Origin of the sequence: Treponema pedis (assembly GCF_017161325.1) — a bacterium.
GTDB lineage: Bacteria > Spirochaetota > Spirochaetia > Treponematales > Treponemataceae > Treponema_B > Treponema_B pedis.
Genome location: NZ_CP045670.1, coordinates 2,411,888 through 2,432,448, shown reverse-complemented (window position 1 = coordinate 2,432,448; position 20,561 = coordinate 2,411,888). Strand labels below are relative to the sequence as shown.

Sequence of the window (20,561 nt, the reverse complement as noted above, 5' to 3'; positions counted from 1 at the left end):
GAAGTCGGTTTTACGTTATCGGCTTACCGTAAACGCATATCTTAGCCGCTTTGCGGGTATGTAAAATAAATTTCTTTGCGGAAGGAACCTCGAAAGGGTTTAATAATCTTTTGCAAAAAGTTTTTATGGAGTGTTATATGAAAAAAACTTTTTTTATATTATTAAAAAAGACGGCCTTACTGTTTTTTCTTTCTCTATTTTTTGTAAACTGTAATAATAAAAATTCGGCACAAAATACGGTGGAGCTGGAATTTTGGGGTTTCCCCAATTTTACTTCCGAAACCGGAAAAGACGGAGACTTTGAAAAAAGCCTTATAGCGGCTTTTGAAAAGGAGAACCCTTCAATAAAAGTAAGATTTACGCTTTTGGATTTCAGCGAGGGTCCTGGAAAAATAGAAAAATCCATTACTTCGGGTAATCCTCCCGATATTATATATGATTCTCCGGGGCGCATCATCGTTTGGGCAAATAAAAATTTGCTTGAACCCTTGGACGATATTCTTGCAACTGAAAAGCCTTATATAACTACGGGGCTTTTGGCGGTTTCCGCAGGGAAGGACAGGCGTACATACATGTATCCCATTCATGAAGTACCTTTTTCGATGGCATTTAATAAAGAAATGCTTGAAGACTTAGGTCTTATAGATTTACTTCCCTACAAACGCCGCGACCGCAGTTGGACGGTTGCCGAATATGAAACCCTTCTTAAAGAATTAAGAGCAAAACTGCCTGCAAACAAAACTCCCGGTGTTTTTTATTACAAAAATCAGGGAGGAGACCAAGGTACGCGGGCTTTTTTAGTTAATTTATACGGTGATGCAAATCTTTTAAACGGCGATTATTCCGAATATATTTATAATTCCCCGAATGCGGTAAAAAACGTTAAGTGGACATTAAATGCAATAAAACAGGGTATGCTTTTAGACGGAGCCGATTTAACTTCAAGCGATGCGATTAAAATGTTTATCGAAGGTAATGCAGCTCATACTATTTTGTATTCACCTCAATTAAATAAACTTAATGACGGTAAGCGCAAATATAAAAATAAAGATTTTACTCCTATTTATATGCCGTTTCCTAACGACTCCTCCTCTCCTTCTTTGGAATTTCTTGCAGGAGGTGCCTGTATATTTTCTAAAAATAATGCGGAAAAAATAAAAGCCGCTAAAAAATTTTTGCATTTTGCCGCTACGGATAAGATTTGGGCAAAGCGTTTAATAAAGGCATCGGGAGGTTTCCCTGCAAGTTCGAAAATAGAAATTGAAATAGATGACGATGAAATATTATATAATTCGGTTTTGGAACGCTTTTTCGGGCAATATTATAATAATATAAACGGCTTTTCGAAGATGCGGGAATATTGGAATACGGCTTTAAAAGAAGCCGCTGCCGGTAAAGATGTTCAAGAAGTTTTAAACGACTTTGTACGGAATTCCGATAATAGTTTAAAAAACCGGTAGATGTACACCGTTTATGCAGGCGGCTTTTAGCTTAAACCGTTTGAATGTTTTATAATTAGGAGTAAATTATGAAAAAAGAACCCTTATTTACGGATAAAAAGTTAAGTTTATTTTCAATAAAAAATAGAATGATAGCCGCATTTGCATTTTTTTCCGTTTCGATTTTAACTATTTTGTGTATCGTTTCGGTACAGCTTGCGTCGTTTTTCTTAATGCGCAATACCGAATATTTTTTAAAGGAATTGGTTTTTAGTTCATCAAAAATTTTAGATGAACGGGCAAAATCCATTTTCGGAAAACTTGAAGCCTTTTCCAATATTCCAGAAATGCAGGAAGACTCCGTATCTTATAAAGAAAAAATAAAACTTTTTAAAAATGAAATTCAAATGCAAAAACAGCGCGGTTGGCTTCATTTCGGTATAGCAGGTCTTGACGGACTGTTGTACCGTACGGACGGTAAACGTGAAAATATTTTTTCGGAGGATTGGTTTAAAAAGGCTGTGAAGGGTAAGTATGTGCTTACGGAGCCGAAAATATCGGCGGAGGCGGTACATATATTTCAATAGCCGCAATTCCCGTGCGCGATTTACAGGGAAAGATTACGGGCGTAATAAGCGCATATCTTTTAGGTGATTCGCTTTCAAATTTAATAAGCGATATTATTGTCGGCGAAACGGGAACAGCTTATCTTATAAGCCCGGAGGGAATTATTATAGGTAACCGCCGGCCTGAAATTTTGTATAAAAATATTTTTACTGAAATATATGCGGAAGAAAAAAACGGTTTTTCGGATTTTTTAAAAAAGGCTTTAACTTCCGAAGTCTCCTCGGTTAATGTTTCAAAAATAAACGGGGTTCAATATATTTCCGCGGTATCGTCTATGAGGTATTCCGATTGGACATTATTGATAACGGCTCCTTCCGGAGAATTTATTTCGGAAAACGTATTTAATTTAATCCGTATTTTTACTTTAATAGCACTGGTAGGATTGATATTGGCAGTTATCATAGGCTTTTTTATAGCTCGAAAAATTGTAAGACCGATTAACCTCATAATAGATGCGCTTAAAAATATTTCTCAAGGAGAGGGCGATTTAACCATAAAATTGCCGGCAGGCGGCGGAGATGAAACAAGCGTTTTATCTTCATATTTTAATCAAACTATTTTTAAATTAAGAAATTCGATTCAAAAAGTAGGCTCAGGTTCTAAAGTAATGGAAGAGGTCGGCTCCGATTTGGAAAGCAATATGCTTTCGGTAAGCGAGTTTGTTACGCAAATTACTTCCAGTATAGAAAATTTAAATATAAGTTTTACCGAACAGGAAAAGAGCGTTTCGGAAACGGATGCCGCTATAGAGCAGATAATTACGACTTTAAGACTTTTAAACGAAAGCATTGTAAGACAGGCATCGGTTGTAGAAAAATCTTTTTCCTCTTTCGATAAGATGACTCTCAGCATAGGTGCCGTAGGCGGAAACGTAAAAGAAACCCGTGAAGCTATTTTAAATTTATCTTCCGCAACTACCGACGGGCGGGAAACTCTTATAAAAGCGAACGAAATTTCTCAGCGTATTGCGGAGGCTTCCGACGGTTTAATTGAAACGGGTTCCGTAATACAAAATATAGCCAGTCAAACAAATTTACTTGCAATGAATGCGGCTATTGAAGCCGCTCATGCAGGGGAAACCGGCAAGGGTTTTGCCGTTGTTGCTTCGGAAATAAGGAAACTTGCCGAAGAATCCAGCGCTCAGGGAAAGAAAATTTCGGTAACGCTTAAAAATTTAATAGGTGAAATTGAAACTCTTGCAGCTTCCGCCTCAAATGCCGTTGAAAAATTTAATTTTATTGCAGGCTATTCAAAGGATGTAAGCCATTCCATTGAAGGTGTTGTTCATGCAATGGAAGAGCAGGAGCAAAACGGAAAAGCCATTTGGGAAATGATTAAAGATGTAAGCAATATGACAAGCGAAGTTAAACACAGTTCCGGAGAAATGCTTTTGGGCGGAGAAAAGATTATTGCGGAAACCGCCCGTCTCGGAAATTTAACAGACGTTTTACGGGAAAATATGAATGAAATCGCCTCGCAAGTTGATTTGATAAACGATGCTACAAAAGAATCTCTCGATATTGCCGTAAAAAACAAACAAAGTATAGATGAGCTTGCTGCGGAAGTAGGTAAGTTTAAAACGGAATAGCAATATAAAAAACTTATTTTTTCTTTTTGCGCAAGATTTTCCAGCGTATTTTATTCGCGGCATTAAAGAGTTTATATAAAACCGGTTTGTATATAAAATCGTAAGCTCCTATATATTTAACAAGAGTAGGATTGTAACCGGCTTTAAATTTATGAAAGCCTATCCATGGATCGTCGGCTTCGGGCTTAGGCCCCAGACTTCCCCATAAATCGAACATGGAACAGCCCGTATTTTTTCCGTATTGAATAGCCTTCCACATTATTAAATTGTTGGGCATTACTTCGCGGCGGTTATTTGAGGAAGCTCCGTAAGGGTAATAAAGTTTTCCGTTAAAATTAAAAAGAATCCATGCGGTTAAAACTTCGCCGTTATAAACGGCTTCAAAAATACGAAGCTGCTCTTTCGGTAAAATTTTAAACATTTTTTTAAAATAAGAGGCATTATGATTAAAAAAGCCTTGTCTTTTCGTCGTTTCTTCCATAAGACGGATATAATCTTCCATTCCTTCTTCGGAACTTTTATCGATTACGGTTACGCCTTTTTTTTCGGCAAGGCGTATATTATACCTTGTTTTTGAATGAAACGATGCGGTTAATTCTTCTTCGGATTTATTTAAATTTAAGTGAAAATCATAAAGTGTAAAAATATGTTTTCCCCGAATAATTTTTCCCGCTAAAAAATCTTTTTCCTTTTCGATAAAAATTTTTTCTATTTCTTCGCAGTTATCTTCTTTTACTGAAAGACAAAAATCGGGTTCAAGTTTGATAAAAATCGCATTATGTTTTTTTGCAAGGATTTTTAAAATATCTTTTTGGAGCGTAATGGGAGCCTTATCCGAAAAAACGCCTTTTGCCGCATATCCTATAGTGTATTTTGTTTTGGGAATTTTAGAAAAAATTATTTGCAATGCCGCAAACATTTTTCCGTTTTCAAAAAAGCCTATACGTTCCGGGATTGCTCCGATAGAGCGTTTAAATTCTCCCCAAGCCCATGATTGGATAGGGTGATTTACGGTTTTATCGAATTCTTCCCTGTATTTTTCAGTTAAAATAAGAGTTTCCTGCATTATTTTCTTCCCTTTTCTATATATTTTGCAGGGTTTTTAGGGATTCCGTGTTCCCGTATTTCGAAATGAAGATGCGGTCCCGTAGAAAGGCCTGTCGAACCTACTGCGCCGATGAGTGTACCCGATTTTACGCTTTCATTCAAGGACACATAAACTGCGCTTAGATGTCCGTAAAGACTTTCTCTTCCGTCAGTATGAGATAATACGATATGGGTTCCGTAGATATTGCTGTATGAAATTTTTTTTACCTTTCCTGCGGCACATGCCATAACGGGTGTACCTGTAGGGGCCGCCAAGTCTATTCCGGGATGATAGCTTTTTTCTCCGTTAAACGGATTTGCCCTCATACCGAATCCTGAAGTTAAGACTCCTTCTTTTAACGGAAATTTATAAAAGGGTTTAAAGAAAAAGGCTCTTGCAGTGCCGTCGAAAACTTCGTTTGCAAAGCATAAAACCTTTCTTTTTTTTAAATTTCCCGTTGAGGTATCATAGATATTTAATTCTACGGGTTCGGCCTTGTATTTTTCAAAAAGGGCAGCATTTAATTTTTCAATACTGGAAAGAGGGTTTTCAGGTAAATAGACGGCAGGCAGGCAGGGTAAAATAAGGGGCTTACCTGTAATATCGGTTTCTACCGATTCTATTCTGTTAAGAGTTACTATTGCGTCATACGGAATTGAGCAACGGGCTGCAATTTTTATAATCGAGTCTTCTTTTTTAGGGGTGTATAAGAAAAAAGCGAAGGGGAGGTCTTTTCCCTGTTTTCCCGCCGCAATAGCTCTTCTTGCCAATGAAACGCCTTCGTTGTATTGGATAAAAAGTTCATCTGTAATTTCCAGGTTTTTAATTTCAGGGTAAACGCTTTTTACATAGCTTCCATTAGGAGTTTGCGAAAAGGTGCAATGCAAAACAAATAAAAGCGAAAATACGATAATCCGGTTTTGCTTATTGAATTTCAAAGTTATGCTTTTTCCTGAGGTAAAGCAAAGGCTAAAAAGCCGTAAATTATAAATACGGCTATGACCGTTAAAAGGGCTGCAATATTGTAATAGTTAAAAACCGAGTATACCGCCAGAGCCGTGCCGCCTGTTACGGTTATTATTTTTGATAAAGAAATAAAGAGCCTTCGGGGGCTTTTTTTGTATGCGGTTATTATCTTTTTTATTAAAAGGTAAAGAATACCGCAGCCGAAAATAAAGCCGGATATTATCGTGTATAATGCGGCGTTTTTTACTGCAAGTATCCAAAGCGGGTACACTACCGTAAAGCCTACAATTACACTGACTCCTGCGATTACAATAAAGGTTAAAAGCCCTGAAAATAAGGCTCCGTAACCTTTAAGAATTTTTTTTAAGTTCATCGCTCCCCCGAGACTCGTCTTTTTTAAACAGCGCTTTTAAAGCACTATTCTTCAGATATTGCTTCTACAGGACAAACTCCCGCACAAGCACCGCAGCTGATGCAAGCATCAGCATCAATTACGCGTTTGCCGCCGCTTTCGCTTATAGCACTTACAGGGCATTCGCTTTCGCACGAGGCACAATTCGTGCAGGCATTAGAAATTTTATAAGCCATTTGCATACTCCTTATTTTAAATTTCTACTCATAATATAACATTTATGCTGCAAAAAAACAAGGGGCGGTACGGTTGATTTTTCCGTCTATTGACTGAACCGTTTTCTTTTTGTACAATGAGGTTTATGAAAATTTGGATTAAATATCTGATAGGTATTTTGCTCGGAGGCTGTTTTGCTTTTTTTGCTCCCGCCGACGGCGAATTCTTCAATTCCGCAATTAAATTTTTAACGGACCTTTCCGTTCAATTCGGGCGGTATTCGTTATATCCCGTTTTATTTTTCGGTTTTACGGTAAGTATTTTTAAACTGCGAGAATCTCGCAGTTTATTAAAGTTGGCAATAACGGTTTCACTGTTTATCGTTTTATCTTCATTCTTTATGTCTTTTTTCGGTCTTATATCGGTTTTAATAGGAAACCCTTCGCGTATTCCCATTTTTGTAGAAGAAACCGCCAAGATTGAACGTTTGGGGATTATAGATTCGTTTTTAACCTTATTTCCTTCAAGTGCGTTTGAAGCTTTTATAAACGGCTTATATATACTTCCCGTATGTATTTTTGCAGGGTTTGCGGGAGCCGGCTGCGCGGTGGATAAGAATATCTCTAAACCCGCCTTGACGCTTTTCGATTCTCTTTCCAGAATTGCTTATGCCGTTACCGCATTTTTTGTTGATATGCTTTCGATAGGTTTAATTGCAATTTCGGCAAATTGGATAATTCAATTTAAAGGTATGCTGGCTACGAAGTTTTTTGCAGGTTTTATAATGCTTTTATTCATAGATTTTGTAATAATAGCCTTGGTTATTTATCCTGTCTTATTAAAAATTATTTGCAGGGACGTAAATCCCTATAAAATTCTTTATGCATCGATAGCTCCCGTTTGCGCCGCTTTTTTTTCAGGCGATACGAATTTAACCTTACCCGTACTTTTACGTCATTCAAACGAAAGTTTAGGCGTTCGCCGAAGAATTTCCTCCGTAAGTTTGCCGGTTTTTTCCATTTTCGGAAGAGCCGGGAGTGCAATGGTGGTAACTATCAGCTTTATAGTTATTTTAAAATCGTATTCGAGTTTGGGGCTTGTAACCGGAGATATGTTTTGGCTGGTTTGTATGTCCGCTTTATTTTCTTTTTTCCTGGGCAGATTTCCGATAGGAGGAACATATATTTCCCTTGTTGCAATATGTTCTCTTTACAAGGGATTTGAATCCGGATTTTTAATTTTACAGCCTGCCGCATTTTTTATAGGTTCCATAGCGGCTGCAATTGATTCTCTTACGGCAATTACCGGAACATATATAGTAGGGCATATTTTTGAAATGACAAATCCGCGCGATTTGAGGTTTTTCATTTAAACTGTCTTTAAAGGCATTTAAATAAATTTTTAAGGCATTGAATGGGAGAAAAGTAATGAACTGTATTTTTTTAGGTCCGCCGGGAGCAGGTAAGGGGACTTTGGCTTTTGAGGTTTCAAAGTTGTACAAGATACCGCATATTTCTACCGGAGATCTTTTTCGCACTGCAATTAAAAATCAAACCGAATTGGGTAAAAAAGTTAAGGCGGTTATTGATTCGGGAAAATTGGTAAGTGATGACCTTACGGTCGCATTGGTAAAAGAAAGACTGGAAAAAGATGACGCGAAGAGCGGATTTATTCTTGACGGTTTTCCCAGAACCACCGCTCAAGCGGACGCCTTGGAAAAAATCGTAAAAATCGATTCGGTTGTTAATTTCGATATTTCCGATAATGAGGTAATTAAGCGGCTTTCCGGCAGAAGAATTTGTTCTTCGTGCGGAAAAAGTTTTCATATTGAATTTATAAAACCTAAAACCGAAGGAGTTTGTGATTCGTGCAGCGGAGAGTTAATTACACGTCCTGATGATAAAATCGAGGCTATTGAAAACAGGTTGGATACATATCGCAAGCAAACCGCTCCGTTAATAGATTATTACGGAAAAAAGAATTTAACCGTAAATATTGACGCACGTCCCTCATCCGATGAAGTTTTAAAAAATTTTATATCGAAGTTTCCTTTATAAAATTTTAAATGCAAATAAAACGGAAAGGGAACCGATAAGTTTTTGCTTACCTGTTCCCTTTCCGTTTGTAAATCGGTTTTAAATAAATTTTTATGTCAATTTAACTCTGATAAAACGTTTTTTTCCGGCACGTAAAATTAACTCATTATCTTTATCGAGCCTGTCGGTTTTTATAATGGCTTTTATATCGCTTATTTTTTCTTCCCCTATAAAGGCTCCTCCCTGCTCCACCAGACGGCGGGCTTCGCTTTTGGTTGAAGCCAAGCCTGCTTCCGCGAATAAATCCAATACACCGATACCTTCGGCAAAACGGCTTGCGGGAAAGTCTACCGTGGGCATAGCTTCTTTATTTCCTCCGCCTGAAAAGGCCGCCTTTGCCCCTTCCAAGGCTTTTTCCGCTTCGGTTTTTCCGTGTATTAAAAAGGTAACTTCAAAAGCCAACCTTTCTTTTGCCGCATTTATATTGCCTGCACAAACGCTTTCAATTTCGTCCATAGGTAAAAAAGTAAAAAGCTTCATAAACTTTTTAACGTCCGAGTCGTCCACATTCCGCCAATATTGAAAAAAATCGTAAGGGGAAACAAGATTCGGGTCTAAAAACAAGGCGCCCTTTTCACTCTTTCCCATTTTTTGCCCGTCGGAGCGTGTAATGAGGTTAAAGGTTAAAGAAAAAACTTCGTTGCCGGTTTTTCTGCGGATTAAATCGCTGCCGGCTACCATGTTCCCCCATTGGTCGTCTCCGCCTATTTGAAGCGTTACACCGTAATTTTTATTAAGCGTTAAAAAATCATAGCTTTGTAAAAGCTGATAGTTAAATTCCAAAAAGGAAAGACCCGTTTCCATACGCTTTTTATAAGCTTCAAATGTGAGCATTTTATTTACGGAAAAATGAGAACCGATGTCGCGTAAAAAATCTATATAGTTTACATTTGCAAACCATTCTTTATTATTCATAAAACGTACTGAAGCGGCATCTTCCGCTAAAAATTTTTCAAGCTGCTTTTGAATGGCTTCCGCATTTTTATCGAGTGTATCGTAATCAAGCATTTTTCGCATTTCCGTTTTTCCGGACGGGTCGCCTATGCGCGCCGTTCCGCCGCCTATTAAAATAATTCCCTTGTGTCCTGCCCGACACAGGTGTTTCAATGCAAAAATCGGAACCAAGTGTCCTATATGAAGACTAGGCCCCGTCGGGTCCGCACCGTTATAAAAAACAATCGGGCCGTTATTCATTTTTTCCGAAAGTAAATCCAAATTGGTACACTGTTTGATAAAACCGCGTTTTTCTAATGTTTCTAATGCTTCGTTCATAAAACGAAGTATAAAATAAAAATTTTTTAATGTCAACTACGAAATTTGTATTTGAGAAATTTTGAAGTTTAAAAAAATGAAATTTCTTAGCAAACCGGTATATGAAAAATAATCGGCTGTAATTTAACTTGTGTTAATTTATAAATTAAATAAATCGCATTGAGTTAAGTTATATCAAAATGTTTTTTGTGATAATTTTATATATAAAACCGAATTTATATTTACAATAAAACAAAAATTTAAGCCTGTCTAAACTCATAAATAAACAGATGCCTATAAGCAAAAATGTCTTGCAGTGGAATATTTTAAATATAGAAAATATTCACTAAATGTAGATATGTAAATGCATATGGATTGTTCTGAAATTTGTAATGTTTATTTTTCTTCCGCTTATTTTTAAATCGGAAGGTTTTAAACTTTATTACACTCCCTTGAAAAACGCTTGCGATTATGCTATTATACATTTATGAAAAAAGGAATCTGTAAGTTTTTTATTTGGCTTTTTATTTTCGGTATCTTAGGAGGTACGGCATTTTTTTTCGGTTGGATGCAATTTGCCGTTCCCGCCGGAAGCTACGGAGTTATGCTTTCAAAGTCCGGCGGCTATTATAATAAGCCGATAATGCCCGGAGAGTTTACATGGCGCTGGGAGCGGCTTGTTCCTACAAATGCGGAGATACTTATATTTAATTTGACTCCGCTTGAAATCGAATATAAAACTGAAGGGGCATTACCTTCAAGCGAAAAATTTTCCGTAATTATGGAGCAAAAACACGATTTCCGTTGGGCATGGGGGCTTACCGTTTCCGCTTCCGTTAACCCTAAAAGTTTAATCCCTCTTGTAAAAAATGCAAATATAAAACTTCAATCCGATTTGGATTCATACCTTAAAGGAAAAATCGAAGAAGCTGCACAAAAGACGGCTAATGAATTTATCGAATATTTTATTCAAAATACCGAAGAATATGAAAAAGTAAAACTTCAGTACGGTGCATTTCAAACTAAAATTTCAAATGAGCTTCAAAAAAAGCTCGGTGATGAAATTATAGTTAATACCGTACGGCTTTCCTCAGGTTTTGTTATGCCCGATTTATCTCTTTATGCGGCTATGCGTTCCGCATATATAAATTACGAAAAAAAACAGGCTGAAATGCTTGCGGAGCTTACAACCGCGGAAGGAAAAAAATCGGCCTTGCAAAGGTTCCGAATGGAAGAGCTGAAAAACTGGGGAGAACTTTTAAAACAATATCCGACTTTAATAGATTTTTTAGCGGTAGCACGGAATGACGCTGCGGAAACCTTAAAAGCCTTGCGCGAATTGCAGGGAAAACAGGAAGTTAAACCGCAGGAATAAAGCTTATAATTTTATTTTATGAAAGCGGAAGATAAAAAAACTCTTTATAAATTTTTTCTCACTGCATCGGCTTATATTTCAGGGTTTAAAACGGAAGAAATCGAACCTGTTTTTTCGGATGATTTTACAAAACCGGAAGAGCCTATTATACAGCCCGTAAAAACTCAAAAAGATACGGTTCGGATTCCGGGGCACAGCGGCGTTTCGGAAAAGGCTTCTAAGGAAGCCGTCGGAGATGTCTTTTTTTCCGCCGATAATGAGATGCCGTATAAGAAGGAGCCTGAAAATCAGGCATTAAGTCTTTTAAGAATTTATAAAGAAATTTCCGTTTGCAGAGCTTGCCGTCTTTGCGAAAGGCGTAAAAATACCGTGCCGGGAGAAGGCCCTGAAAATTTTCAAGGAGGGCTTTATTCAAATGCGGAAGGGCAAAACGCTTTTTCGCAGCTTAATGAAAAAATAGAAGTTATGGTTATAGGCGAAGGGCCCGGAGCTGATGAAGATACTCAAGGGCGTCCCTTTGTAGGCAGGGCGGGGCAGCTTTTGGATAAAATGCTTGCTGCAATTCAACTATTCCGTACTCATAATTGCTACATAACGAATGTAGTAAAGTGCCGTCCGCCGAATAACAGAGACCCCCTTCCGGATGAAACTGCCGCCTGCCGCGGTTTTTTAGACGGACAGATTGCTATTATTAAACCTAAGGCGATTTTGGTGGTGGGAAGAGTGGCTTTGCAAAATTTATTGCATATTTCGGACGGTATCGGAAAAATGCACGGGCGCTTTTTGGAATATAACGGCATTCCTCTAATGGCTACATATCATCCGAGCGCCTTATTACGCGATGAAAATTTAAAGCGCCCCGCATGGGAAGACTTAAAATTATTCCGCTCAAAATTAAATGAAATTAAAAATACTTTTTAAAGGATTAAATAATGGCTAAGTGGCTTCAGCTGAGTTTTAATCTTCCCGTTTATCAAACCTTTACTTATAAAAATCTTGACGGCAATTTTGAATCCCTTGTAGGAAAAAGAGCGGCGGTTAAATTCGGTTCAAGGAATTTAATAGGCTGTATTATAAGCGAGTCGGAGAGTCTTCCTAAAAATATTCCGGTAAGCGAAGATAAAATAAAACCTATAAACCGCGTAGTCGATAAAGAACCTGTTTTCGGACAAGCCCAAATAGAACTTGCGGCATGGATTTCCAAATTTTATATTTGCAGTTTCGGCGAAGCCCTTTCCGCAATTTTGCCTTCAGGTAAAAGAGAAGCTTCTTTTGAAAACTTAAAAATACACGGAAGCGGATTTGAAGAAGAAAATTTTCTTCTTTCCGAAGAGCAAAAAAAAGCAATAAGCGAAATAAGCGCTGCGGATAAAGCCTGTTTTTTTTATTTATACGGACTTACGGGCTCAGGTAAAACCGAAGTTTTTTTGCAGGCTGCCGAAAATGTGATAAAAAAGGGTAAGTCCGTAATTTATCTTGTCCCCGAAATAGGCTTAACTTATCAAGTAATTACCGCTGCCGTAAACCGTTTTAAAGATTCCGCAGCGGTTTTACATTCGGGGCTTACAGGAAGCGAGAGATTAAACCAATGGATGCGTATTAAACGCGGAGAAGCTTTAATGATTGTAGGAGCAAGAAGTGCCGTTTTCGCTCCGGCTGAAAAAATAGGCCTTATTATAATTGATGAAGAACATGACGGCTCTTATAAATCTGGAGCCTCTCCCCGCTATCATGCAAGGCAAACGGCTATGTATCTTGCGTCAAAGCATAACTGTCCGCTTGTAATGGGTTCGGCTACGCCGTCACTTGAAGCGTGGAACATGATTCAAACAGGAAAAATAAGACTTCTTTCTTTGACAAAAAGGCTTGCAGGCGGTTCTCTTCCTTCAATTCAAATTGAAAATTTATCGGGTTCAAAGGGCTCTTTAACAGCACGCCTGATTGAAGAAATCCGTAAAACAAAAAATATGGGTAAACAGACAATTCTTTTTTTAAACAGGCGCGGTTTTTCACATTTATTTCGCTGTAGATATTGCGGTTATGAAATGCTTTGTAAAAATTGTTCGGTACCTATGACCTTTCATAAAAAAGAAGGTGTAATGAAATGCCATTATTGCGGTATGCAGGCTAAGCCTCCTTCCGCCTGTCCTGAATGTAATTCGCTTGATATAGGTTACGCGGGATTCGGCACGGAATTTATTGAAGAAGAAGTCCGCAGAACCTTTCCCGATTGCAGCGTTGTAAGGCTTGATACGGATACGGTTACGAAAGCTAAGGATTTGGAAAATGCCGTTTCGGACTTTAGGGAAGGTAAAATAGATATTTTACTCGGCACGCAAATGATTGCCAAAGGGTTAAATTTTCCGAAAGTAAGGCTTGTAGGAATTATCTTAGCCGATACGGGACTTCAAATGCCCGATTTTCGTGCGGCGGAAAGAAGTTTTGCTCTTATTACCCAAGCGGCCGGAAGGGCAGGGCGGTATACCGATGACGGGCTTGTAATTATTCAAACCTTAAAACCGGAACACCCTTCAATTGTATGTGCAAAAGACCATAAATACAAAGAATTTTATGAATACGAGCTTTCACAACGTAAACTTTTAGATTTTCCGCCTTTTAAACGGCTTATAAGACTTGTTTTCCGCAGTAAAGACTTAAAAAAGTCCGAATTGGCTGCTGAAGAAGCCTCCCGTATTTTAAAAAAACTTTTGCCTGAAGGTGCCGAGGTTATGGGGCCTTCGGAATGCGTTCTTTCGCTTATTTCGGGAAACTATAGACAACAGCTCCTTTTGCGCTCCGATAATTTCGGGTTAATTAGAGAGGCTTGCGAAAAATTTGTTAAGGGTTATAAACCTCTTTCGGGTATTTATATAGAAGCCGATACCGACCCTGTCAGTTTGATGTAATAGCGGAGGAAAGGTTTTTATAGGCAAGCTCCGCAACCGCCTGTTCCGCTTCTTTTTTGGTTTTACCTGAAAGGGGGCCGTAAGTATGTCCGTTAATACTTACCGAAAACCAAAATGTTCGGTTATGATCAGGACCTGATTCTTTTTTAAGTTCGTACTTGGGAACGGTTTTAAAGTTTTTTTGTGCAAATTCCTGTAAAACCGATTTATAATCTCCTACGATTTTATTTTGCACAACGGCATTTATTGTGTCGGATAAAAGATTAAGTACAAATTTTTGAACGGCTTTGTAGCCTGAATCCAAATAATAGGCTCCTATTATGGCTTCTACTGCATCGGCTAAAATAGCCCGTTTTTCTCTTCCTCCAGACATCTCTTCACCGCGTCCTAAAACTAAAAATTTACTGATATTCAGCTTTAAAGCAATCTTGGAAAGGGCTTCTTCAGATACGACGGAAGCCTTTATTTTCGCTAAACTTCCTTCATTTTTTTCCGCAAACGATTCATAAAGATACGAAGCGGTAACCAGCCCCAGCACGGAATCTCCCAAGAATTCCATACGCTCGTTATTTTCGCGAAAATTATTATGCTCGTTAGAGTAAGACCTGTGATGAAATGCAAGATTAAGCAGGCGGAGATTTTTAAAATGCAGTCCCGCCTGCTTTTGAAACTCAAGGAGTTCTTGCTTCCTTTTGGTCTCAATCCCAAATTTAATCGGAAACAAGGACAACTTCATTTTAAATAAGCTTAACCTTATTTTTGTTGAGATTTAATAAATTCGTAGGCATCGCGGACGGTTTCAAAATCGTTTGCTTTTTCGTCCGGAATGGTAATTCCCATATCTTCCTCGAGTGCATATACAAGCTCGTAAGTATCCAAGCTGTCGGCACCCAAGTCCTGCCTGAATGAAGAATCCAAAGTTACTTTCGATTCGTCAATTTCCAGTTTGTCTGCAATAAGTTTTTGAATTTTTTTAAACAATTCATCCATAAAATACTCCTTTAATCCAACTTATCGGGATTAATAACTTGTTTTCCTTTATAAAACCCGCATTTGGGGCATACATGGTGCTGCATAATCAAGTTTCCGCATCCTGCGCATTCTACAAGATTCGGTGCATGAAGCCTCATATTAATGCCTCTTCGGCGGCGTGTTCTAGCTTTTGACGTATTCGCTCTGGGTACAGCCATTTTAAATTCCTCCAATACAAAAAGTATCTAAGTTAAATTTGCGGTTTTCCGCTTGCAGCCGGCTAAGGTACAGCTGCCGTAAACAGTGAAACATTTTACAAGAAACGTATGAAAAAGTCAAGCCCGTTTTTATATCTTATTTTTTAAAATCACCGATAATTTTAAAATCTATTGACTAAATAAGTCTAAATGTGATATTCTACACTACCCGTTTAGGGATTTTATTTTATAAAAGGATGTACTTATGAATTTGATACCTCTGTTGCAAACGGCGCAAGGCTTCGGTTCTTACGGAATTATGATTCCTATGCTGCTGGTTTTTGTTATTTTTTACTTTTTGCTTATACGTCCGCAAAAAAAGGAACAGCAAAAAACCGAAAGAATGATTTCGCAGCTTCAAAAAGGCGATAAGATTATCACTATAGGCGGAATACACGGCACTGTAAGTTCCGCCAAGGAAAAAACTCTTATTATTAAAGTTGATGAAAATTGCAAGATTGAAATTAACCGTTCTGCAGTCGGTGTAGTTTTAAAAGACGAACCCGCCCGCCCCGCTCCGGATTTTGCAGGTAACGGTGAAAAGAAGGGGTTCTTTTTCGGTAAAAAGAAAAATACCGAAAGCTCCTCAAATTCGGCCGAGAATTCCAATTCCGCAACCTTTTCCGACGATTCGAAATAAAACATACGGGAGTTTTAAAATTGTCCGATTTTGGAACTCCTTTAGAAAGTAAATAATTGGGAGAAAAATAATGAACAAAAGAACCAGATTTATAATTGTTCTCGTTGTTATCGGTTTGTGTTTTGCCTTTTTATATCCTACTTTAAAGTGGTATTTTTGGACGGATAAAGAAGATAAGGCTTTGGCTCTTGCTTCCCGCGAAAAAATTAAGGATTATTCGGAAAATATGGCAAGAGCCGATGTTGATAGACTCATTGAAATGGCAATGTCGGGTTCAAAAGAACCTCTCTCTAAAGAGTATGACCCCTTAATTAAAGCCGCCAAGCAAATGAGAAAAAATTTAAAAATGGAAATACCCGCACAGTGGACTGCGGAAGATGTTGTTGCCAGTTTTAAACTTTCTTCAAAAGAAAAATTTATTCCTGCAGCTCAACCTTTTTTGGAAACTTCATACAGGGAAGCTATTTTAAGCACAAAGGGATACCAAGCCAATGCGGTAAAACTCGGTCTCGACCTTTCAGGCGGTATGCTGGTTATAATTAAGGCCGATTTGGATGCCGCCGTTTCATCTCAAGGTGAAAGTAACGAAACTCTTGCAGAGTCCAAAAAGGCGGCAATGACGCTTGCAATGGAAACTTTACGCAGCAGAATAGATAAGTTCGGTCTTACCGACCCCGTTATAAGAAGACAGGGCGATGACAGAATTTATATAGAAATGCCCGGTGCTGCCGATGCCGATAAGATAAATTCGATTATTATGGGACGCGGTCTTCTTTCTTTTCATATTGTAGATGATGAAGCTTCGGCGAAGTTTATAGAATATTACCGAAATAATCCGGGAAAAACCTTTGATGCCGATTATAACTTACTTGATTCTTCCGTTATACCTGAAGATTGTATGGTTTTAGGTGTTTATCATAAGGACGCTTATGGAATTGATGAGCGTGATGAAAATACGCCGTTTTTGGTTGTAAAAAAGCAGGCCGGACTTGAAGGAAAGCATTTGATAAGTGCCAATACGGCTGCCGATAGCACATTGAATACGCCTATAGTTGAATTTACTCTCGATGCGGAAGGCGGAAAAATATTTGCCGATTTAACCGCTCAAAATGTGGGAAAACGGCTTGCAATTGTTTCCGATAACAAAATTAAGTCGGCTCCCAACATTAAAGAGCCTATAACCGGCGGTAGCGGAAATATAAGCGGCTTTTCGGCAACCGAAGCTGAAAATTTAAAGACCGTTTTACGTACGGCATGGCTTAATGTTCCTTTACAGCTTGAGACACAGCAGGTTGTAGGAGCGAGTTTGGGAGATGAAAAAATCAGAGAAGGTATTAAGGCTTTGCAATGGGGTTTACTGGCTGTTCTTATTTTTATGCTTATTTTCTATAAAGAAGCTGGGATTAACGCCTGTATTGCGCAAATACTTAACCTTTATATAATGTTCAGTATTTTATCCGCCTTTAACTTAACTCTTACATTGCCGAGTATTGCAGGTATGATTCTTACAATAGGTATGGCGGTAGACGCAAATGTTGTAGTCTTTGAGCGCATTAAGGAAGAGTTGCGGCTTAATAAAAGCCGTGAAGCTGCCATTAAAGCCGGGTTTGAACATGCTCTTTCCGCAGTTATGGACTCCAATATAACAACCTTTATTGCGGCTTCTTTTCTTTCGATATTGGGAACCGGGCCCATTAAGGGGTTCGCTTACAGTTTGGCAATAGGAGTAGTTTCCTCGGTATTTACGGCTTTATTCGTCTCGCGTTTAATTTTCGACTTCGGAACACAGACATTAAAGATAAAAAAAAATCCATATAAGCTGGAGGAAGTTGTCAAATGAATAAAACAATTAAATTTTCAAAATTATTTATTCCTTGTGTTATATTAAGTATTATTTTTATAGTATTCGGTTTGGTCGGATATTTTACAAAGGGTATTAACTTCGGTATAGATTTTCAGGCAGGTTTTATCGAAAAGATAAAAATTGCACCTACCGCGCTTGAGCTTTCTTATGAGGGGCCTCTTACGGTTTCTTTTGCTCAAAGCAATTCCGATATTTCGATTACGGCAACTTCTTTGGACGGGCAAAATAAGGCTTATGTTTTTAAATTTTCCGATAATCCCACGATTAAGGAATTTACTGCCGGAGTATCCGAAATAGAAGGCTTAAAAGTAAATATGCAGGCTTCTTCCGACACTAAACTTAAAGAGCTTTTTTCCGATTCCGAATCTTCGTCAAAGCTGTCTAAGGAAATTTTCAGGTTGCATTATATCGATAATACGGCTAAGCTTATAACTACGGACGAGGTAAGACATGCTCTTTCTTCCGTACCGGCGGTTTCGGTACAGCAATTAGGTTTACCGCAGGACAGATATTTTCAAATACGTCTTCCCGATGACGGGAGCCACGAAGACGCCAATACCGCTTTACGCTCAATAATCGGGGATTCTCTTACCGCAGCTTACGGTAAAGAAAATATTGCGGTTATGAGTACGGACTTTGTAGGCTCTCAGTTTTCTTCCGCCTTGGCTAAACAGGCAATTTTACTTGTAAGCGGAGCTTTGATTTTAATTTTTATTTATGCAATGTTCCGCTTTCAATGGAATTTTTCCGTTGCCGCTATTTTGGCTTTAATGCATGATACTTTGATTATGCTTATGTTTATAACATGGTCGCAAATGGAATTTAACTCTACAACGATAGCGGCTATTCTTACCATTATCGGTTATTCCATAAACGATACAATCGTTATCTTTGATAGAATCAGAGAAAAGATAAATCTTGAACCGAAACTCGAATGCAATGAAGTTTTGGATACCGCCTTATCCGAGGTGCTTACAAGAACTCTTATTACAACGATTACGACAATGATTGCAGTCGTTGCCTTATTTGTTTTTACTACCGGCTCAATGAAAGACTTTGCCCTGGCGCTTTTAGTAGGTCTTATAAGCGGTACATACTCTTCAATTTACACCGCTTCGGCATTTATCGCCTTTACATCAAAGGGTAAAAAAGCGAGCGAAATGATAACGCGAGGGAAAAAAGCTCCCGGAGAGCTTTCAGGCGTTACAATTTAAATTTTTAAAAATAAAAAAAAGAAAACTGCGGTACTGTTTGGCGTGCCGCAGTTTTTTTTCTGAACCTGAATATTTAAATAATGGACATGGAAATTATGATAACCGTAAAACATCTTTTTAAAACTTATAAAATTGCAAAACGGAATGAAGGTTTTCGGGAGGCCGTTAAGGGGCTATTTAATAAAAAGTATGAACTTATTACCGCCTTACAGGATATAAGTTTTTCCGTAAAAAAAGGTGAAACTGTGGGATATATAGGGCCTAACGGTGCGGGTAAAAGTTCTACCATAAAGATTTTAAGCGGGATACTTACTCCCGATTCGGGTGAGTGTACCGTAAACGGTTTTATTCCTTGGAAAAACAGAACCGCTTATGTAAAAAATATAGGAGTGGTTTTCGGTCAGCGTTCGCAGCTTTGGTGGGATATTCCCGTAATAGATTCCTTTGAGTTATTAAAAAATATTTATTCGGTGCCCGAAGGTGTTTATAAAAATAATTCCGAAGAGTTAATATCTCTTTTAAATTTGGAAGAGGTTATCAAAACTCCGGTGCGCCAGCTTTCGTTAGGGCAGCGTATGAGGTGCGAGCTTGCAGCTTCTCTTTTGCACAGTCCTGAAATTTTGTTTTTAGATGAGCCGACAATAGGGCTTGATGCGGTTTCAAAATTGGCGGTACGCAAATTTATTTCGGATTTAAATTTAAAGCGGAAAACTACAATTATTTTAACTACGCACGATATGCAGGATATACAGGCGATTACGGATAGAATTATTTTAATCGGAAAGGGTATGCTGCTTTTGGACGGAACTCTTGATGCTATAAAATTAAACGGTATGACACTTGATGAAAGTTTGGCGGCTCTTTATAAGCGATTGAATATAGATACCGATTATTCCGGGCAATAAGTATATGAAAAAATATTTTGCGTTTTTTAAAATAAGATTTATTGCCAACTTACAGTACAGGGCTGCCGCCTTTGCGGGAATAAGCACTCAATTTGCTTGGGGGTTTTTAACCGTATTTTTATTTAAAGCCTTCTACGAAACTTCTCCGCAAAATTTTCCGATGAGTTTTTCCGCAACCGTTTCTTATATTTGGATTCAGCAAGCCTTTTTAGCTTTTTTTGCCTTATGGGTTTTTGAGCCTGAGGTTAATGATGCAATAGTTAAAGGTTCTGCGGCATATCTTATGGTGCGCCCCGTAAGCATTTATAATCTATGGTTTGTAAGAACTCTTTCAATGCGTCTTGCACGGGGGCTTTTAAGATGTTTTCCCATTTTGATTACGGCATTATTATTGCCTCTTCCTTACAGCCTTGTTTTACCGAATTTATTTACATTTTCTTTATTTTTGTTTTCGCTTATTTTAGGGCTTTTTACGGCAACCGCATTTATAGTGTTAATATACATATTATCGTTTTTTACAATATCGCCACGAGGTTTGCAAATGCTTTTTATTTCCGTATCGGAAATTCTTGCAGGACAGGTAATCCCGATTCCTTTTTTTCCCGATAAAATACGTGCGGTAATAGAGGTTTTGCCTTTTACAGGTATTCAAAATATTCCTTTAAGAATTTTCGGCGGCGATATAAAAGGCGTTTATGTTTATTATAAAATTGCTTTGCAATTGTTTTGGCTTATCGTTTTAATTTTATGCGGAAAAATAATTTCAAAGGTTGCAGAAAAAAAACTTGTTGTACAGGGCGGTTAAA

21 protein-coding genes are annotated in these 20,561 nt (G+C 38.0%); 13 read left to right on the top strand and 8 right to left on the bottom strand.

All coding sequences use genetic code 11. The features are described 5' to 3' along the window. Positions 1 to 137: 137 nt before the first annotated feature. From DYQ05_RS11220 to DYQ05_RS11215, 3 genes are all read left to right on the top strand, one after another. Positions 138 to 1,460, top strand: coding sequence for an ABC transporter substrate-binding protein (locus tag DYQ05_RS11220; RefSeq protein ID WP_029409811.1), 1,323 nt, complete (start codon positions 138 to 140; stop codon positions 1,458 to 1,460). Positions 1,461 to 1,528: 68 nt separating this feature from the next. Beyond that, positions 1,529 to 2,026, top strand: coding sequence for a hypothetical protein (locus DYQ05_RS14150; protein ID WP_252723370.1), 498 nt, complete (start codon positions 1,529 to 1,531; stop codon positions 2,024 to 2,026). An 11-nt stretch (positions 2,027 to 2,037) separates the two neighbouring features. Continuing rightward, complete coding sequence (locus DYQ05_RS11215) at positions 2,038 to 3,654, top strand: methyl-accepting chemotaxis protein (RefSeq protein WP_252723369.1); 1,617 nt, start codon at positions 2,038 to 2,040, stop codon at positions 3,652 to 3,654. Positions 3,655 to 3,667: 13 nt separating this feature from the next. Here the strand turns inward: DYQ05_RS11215 and DYQ05_RS11210 are convergent, their stop codons facing one another. From DYQ05_RS11210 to fdxA, 4 genes are read right to left on the bottom strand one after another with little or no spacing between them, the layout of a single operon-like run. Continuing rightward, positions 3,668 to 4,720, bottom strand: a complete 1,053-nt coding sequence (locus tag DYQ05_RS11210) for a lipid II:glycine glycyltransferase FemX (RefSeq protein WP_029409810.1) — start codon at positions 4,718 to 4,720, stop codon at positions 3,668 to 3,670. Beyond that, on the bottom strand, positions 4,720 to 5,679 hold the full coding sequence (locus DYQ05_RS11205; RefSeq protein ID WP_252722791.1) for a LysM peptidoglycan-binding domain-containing M23 family metallopeptidase: 960 nt from the start codon (positions 5,677 to 5,679) through the stop codon (positions 4,720 to 4,722). Before DYQ05_RS11205 ends, DYQ05_RS11210 begins: the two co-directional genes overlap by 1 nt. Positions 5,680 to 5,681: 2 nt before the next feature. Further along, positions 5,682 to 6,080: a hypothetical protein gene (locus tag DYQ05_RS11200; protein ID WP_020966128.1), complete on the bottom strand. Its 399-nt coding sequence runs from the start codon at positions 6,078 to 6,080 to the stop codon at positions 5,682 to 5,684. A gap of 44 nt (positions 6,081 to 6,124) precedes the next feature. Then, entirely contained in the window at positions 6,125 to 6,295 is a 171-nt protein-coding gene (gene fdxA, locus DYQ05_RS11195; RefSeq protein WP_024465273.1) for a 4Fe-4S ferredoxin, read from the bottom strand. 125 nt (positions 6,296 to 6,420) lie between these two features. On the opposite strand from fdxA, the gene DYQ05_RS11190 reads away from it, so the two are divergent. Both DYQ05_RS11190 and DYQ05_RS11185 read left to right on the top strand, forming a co-directional pair. Then, positions 6,421 to 7,647 (top strand): dicarboxylate/amino acid:cation symporter, encoded by a 1,227-nt coding sequence (locus DYQ05_RS11190; RefSeq protein ID WP_024465272.1) that lies wholly within the window; start codon positions 6,421 to 6,423, stop codon positions 7,645 to 7,647. A gap of 55 nt (positions 7,648 to 7,702) precedes the next feature. Continuing rightward, positions 7,703 to 8,332 carry an adenylate kinase gene (locus tag DYQ05_RS11185; RefSeq protein ID WP_020966125.1) on the top strand — a complete coding sequence of 210 codons (630 nt, stop codon included), beginning with the start codon at positions 7,703 to 7,705 and terminating at the stop codon, positions 8,330 to 8,332. 90 nt (positions 8,333 to 8,422) lie between these two features. Here DYQ05_RS11185 and tyrS read toward each other — a convergent pair whose 3' ends face one another. Beyond that, the gene (gene tyrS / locus DYQ05_RS11180) at positions 8,423 to 9,643 is read right to left on the bottom strand and encodes a tyrosine--tRNA ligase (protein ID WP_024466739.1); all 1,221 of its coding nucleotides are present in this window, start codon (positions 9,641 to 9,643) and stop codon (positions 8,423 to 8,425) included. Between the two features lie 466 nt (positions 9,644 to 10,109). Here tyrS and DYQ05_RS11175 point away from each other — a divergent pair, with 466 nt between their 5' ends. The 3 genes from DYQ05_RS11175 to priA are packed head-to-tail and all read left to right on the top strand — an operon-like array spanning position 10,110 to position 13,903. Then, positions 10,110 to 10,997, top strand: coding sequence for a hypothetical protein (locus DYQ05_RS11175; protein WP_020966123.1), 888 nt, complete (start codon positions 10,110 to 10,112; stop codon positions 10,995 to 10,997). Positions 10,998 to 11,015: 18 nt separating this feature from the next. Beyond that, positions 11,016 to 11,918, top strand: coding sequence for a uracil-DNA glycosylase (locus tag DYQ05_RS11170; RefSeq protein WP_206183445.1), 903 nt, complete (start codon positions 11,016 to 11,018; stop codon positions 11,916 to 11,918). A gap of 11 nt (positions 11,919 to 11,929) precedes the next feature. Continuing rightward, positions 11,930 to 13,903: a replication restart helicase PriA gene (gene priA / locus DYQ05_RS11165; RefSeq protein WP_206183444.1), complete on the top strand. Its 1,974-nt coding sequence runs from the start codon at positions 11,930 to 11,932 to the stop codon at positions 13,901 to 13,903. Here the strand turns inward: priA and rnc are convergent. From rnc to rpmF, 3 genes are read right to left on the bottom strand one after another with little or no spacing between them, the layout of a single operon-like run. Beyond that, positions 13,890 to 14,627, bottom strand: a complete 738-nt coding sequence (rnc, locus tag DYQ05_RS11160) for a ribonuclease III (RefSeq protein ID WP_020966120.1) — start codon at positions 14,625 to 14,627, stop codon at positions 13,890 to 13,892. The genes priA and rnc overlap by 14 nt on opposite strands. Positions 14,628 to 14,656: 29 nt before the next feature. Continuing rightward, the gene (gene acpP / locus DYQ05_RS11155) at positions 14,657 to 14,893 is read right to left on the bottom strand and encodes an acyl carrier protein (RefSeq protein WP_020966119.1); all 237 of its coding nucleotides are present in this window, start codon (positions 14,891 to 14,893) and stop codon (positions 14,657 to 14,659) included. An 11-nt stretch (positions 14,894 to 14,904) separates the two neighbouring features. Continuing rightward, positions 14,905 to 15,093, bottom strand: a complete 189-nt coding sequence (gene rpmF / locus DYQ05_RS11150) for a 50S ribosomal protein L32 (RefSeq protein WP_024465271.1) — start codon at positions 15,091 to 15,093, stop codon at positions 14,905 to 14,907. A 244-nt stretch (positions 15,094 to 15,337) separates the two neighbouring features. Between rpmF and yajC the strand changes: the two genes are divergently transcribed. The 5 genes from yajC to DYQ05_RS11125 all read left to right on the top strand — a co-directional run bounded on the left by yajC (position 15,338) and on the right by DYQ05_RS11125 (position 20,560). Continuing rightward, entirely contained in the window at positions 15,338 to 15,772 is a 435-nt protein-coding gene (yajC, locus tag DYQ05_RS11145) for a preprotein translocase subunit YajC (RefSeq protein WP_024466745.1), read from the top strand. A gap of 70 nt (positions 15,773 to 15,842) precedes the next feature. Then, positions 15,843 to 17,612, top strand: a complete 1,770-nt coding sequence (gene secD / locus DYQ05_RS11140; RefSeq protein ID WP_206183443.1) for a protein translocase subunit SecD — start codon at positions 15,843 to 15,845, stop codon at positions 17,610 to 17,612. Continuing rightward, positions 17,609 to 18,850, top strand: coding sequence for a protein translocase subunit SecF (gene secF / locus DYQ05_RS11135; RefSeq protein WP_206183442.1), 1,242 nt, complete (start codon positions 17,609 to 17,611; stop codon positions 18,848 to 18,850). The genes secD and secF overlap by 4 nt, the downstream gene beginning before the upstream one ends. Before the next feature lie 80 nt (positions 18,851 to 18,930). After that, positions 18,931 to 19,755, top strand: coding sequence for an ABC transporter ATP-binding protein (locus tag DYQ05_RS11130; protein WP_252723368.1), 825 nt, complete (start codon positions 18,931 to 18,933; stop codon positions 19,753 to 19,755). A gap of 4 nt (positions 19,756 to 19,759) precedes the next feature. Beyond that, entirely contained in the window at positions 19,760 to 20,560 is an 801-nt protein-coding gene (locus DYQ05_RS11125) for an ABC transporter permease (RefSeq protein WP_020966113.1), read from the top strand. Position 20,561 lies beyond the last annotated feature (1 nt).

What these genes read in the sequence shown, in the direction of transcription:
- DYQ05_RS11170 (WP_206183445.1), top strand. Translation starts at nt 11,016, where the DNA reads ATGAAAGCGGAAGATAAAAAAACTCTTTATAAATTTTTTCTCACTGCA.
- DYQ05_RS11200 (WP_020966128.1), bottom strand. Translation starts at nt 6,080, where the DNA reads ATGAACTTAAAAAAAATTCTTAAAGGTTACGGAGCCTTATTTTCAGGG.
- DYQ05_RS11210 (WP_029409810.1), bottom strand. Translation starts at nt 4,720, where the DNA reads ATGCAGGAAACTCTTATTTTAACTGAAAAATACAGGGAAGAATTCGAT.
- DYQ05_RS11130 (WP_252723368.1), top strand. Translation starts at nt 18,931, where the DNA reads ATGGACATGGAAATTATGATAACCGTAAAACATCTTTTTAAAACTTAT.
- acpP (WP_020966119.1), bottom strand. Translation starts at nt 14,893, where the DNA reads ATGGATGAATTGTTTAAAAAAATTCAAAAACTTATTGCAGACAAACTG.
- DYQ05_RS11125 (WP_020966113.1), top strand. Translation starts at nt 19,760, where the DNA reads ATGAAAAAATATTTTGCGTTTTTTAAAATAAGATTTATTGCCAACTTA.
- secF (WP_206183442.1), top strand. Translation starts at nt 17,609, where the DNA reads ATGAATAAAACAATTAAATTTTCAAAATTATTTATTCCTTGTGTTATA.
- priA (WP_206183444.1), top strand. Translation starts at nt 11,930, where the DNA reads ATGGCTAAGTGGCTTCAGCTGAGTTTTAATCTTCCCGTTTATCAAACC.
- rpmF (WP_024465271.1), bottom strand. Translation starts at nt 15,093, where the DNA reads ATGGCTGTACCCAGAGCGAATACGTCAAAAGCTAGAACACGCCGCCGA.
- DYQ05_RS11175 (WP_020966123.1), top strand. Translation starts at nt 10,110, where the DNA reads ATGAAAAAAGGAATCTGTAAGTTTTTTATTTGGCTTTTTATTTTCGGT.
- DYQ05_RS11185 (WP_020966125.1), top strand. Translation starts at nt 7,703, where the DNA reads ATGAACTGTATTTTTTTAGGTCCGCCGGGAGCAGGTAAGGGGACTTTG.
- DYQ05_RS11220 (WP_029409811.1), top strand. Translation starts at nt 138, where the DNA reads ATGAAAAAAACTTTTTTTATATTATTAAAAAAGACGGCCTTACTGTTT.
- tyrS (WP_024466739.1), bottom strand. Translation starts at nt 9,643, where the DNA reads ATGAACGAAGCATTAGAAACATTAGAAAAACGCGGTTTTATCAAACAG.
- yajC (WP_024466745.1), top strand. Translation starts at nt 15,338, where the DNA reads ATGAATTTGATACCTCTGTTGCAAACGGCGCAAGGCTTCGGTTCTTAC.
- fdxA (WP_024465273.1), bottom strand. Translation starts at nt 6,295, where the DNA reads ATGGCTTATAAAATTTCTAATGCCTGCACGAATTGTGCCTCGTGCGAA.
- secD (WP_206183443.1), top strand. Translation starts at nt 15,843, where the DNA reads ATGAACAAAAGAACCAGATTTATAATTGTTCTCGTTGTTATCGGTTTG.
- DYQ05_RS14150 (WP_252723370.1), top strand. Translation starts at nt 1,529, where the DNA reads ATGAAAAAAGAACCCTTATTTACGGATAAAAAGTTAAGTTTATTTTCA.
- DYQ05_RS11190 (WP_024465272.1), top strand. Translation starts at nt 6,421, where the DNA reads ATGAAAATTTGGATTAAATATCTGATAGGTATTTTGCTCGGAGGCTGT.